This is a genomic window from Oleiphilus sp. HI0132, assembly GCF_001635845.1.
Genome location: NZ_LWGJ01001577.1, coordinates 1 through 926, shown reverse-complemented (window position 1 = coordinate 926; position 926 = coordinate 1). Strand labels below are relative to the sequence as shown.

General features: G+C 45.2%; 1 protein-coding gene. It reads left to right on the top strand.

Translation table 11 applies throughout. The features are described from left to right. Window positions 1–93: 93 nt before the first annotated feature. The coding region (locus A3766_RS24365) for an efflux RND transporter periplasmic adaptor subunit (protein WP_156509105.1) at window positions 94–926 on the top strand (833 nt) is incomplete at its 3' end.

Genomic DNA, 926 nt, shown 5'->3' with positions numbered 1-926 from the left:
ATCTCGCTAGTTATGGCGATGACCCGAGCAAAGAAATGAAGCAACAGGGCTTGTTTTATCTCGAACCAACACGTCTATAATTAGCAGTAAGTTATGATGCAGTATCTAAAAAAATATCGTTCCGTCTTCCTCGCGCTTATCGTCGCGCTTGGCCTGATTTCTTGGCTCTACGATAACGCACCCGAGCCTGAGCAAAGTACTCAACAGAACCTGGCGCCAAGAGTTCCTTACACAGAGGTAATCGAAAGCAGCCAAGCGATTCCAATCTATAGTCGCGGTAGAGTATCTGCCTCAGAAGTTCGTCAGATTACCAATCAGGTACCCGGCCTGGTCAAACGTGTCAGCAAAGAGCTTAGTATAGGCGCAAGGGTCAAGCAGGGCGACATTCTCATTGAACTTGAACAACAGCCTTTTGTACTCGATATCGCACAAAAACAAGCTGAACTTGACCGAACTAAACTTGAATTAGTCAGAGTTAAAGCAAAGGCGGCTGTCGCACAAAAAGGCCTAAAACGAAACGCAACTGACTATGCGCGTCATATACCACAGGTGCGCCATGCCAGCAGTCAAGTTTCGGCCGCGGAAGCCGCCTTAGCTTATGCAAAACAACAACTCAAGAAGACTGTAATCAGAGCACCAATAGATGGCAAAGTCATTAAACTGAGTATTACTGAAGGCGAGTACATACTGGCTACCTCAAATGTTGCAACAATCTATGGGACTGACGAAGTTGAAGTCCGACTCCCGTTAAATGACCAGCAAATTGAAATTCTCGGTCTAAATCATAAAGGCTACTTGGGCAAAACAAGTAAACCTATTGCTAGCTTGAACAGCTATCAAAACCCGACAAAACAATGGCAAGGACTTATCGACCGAATTGAAGGGGAGCGCGATAGAAATCAGCTTCTTTATGTTATTGCGCAAGT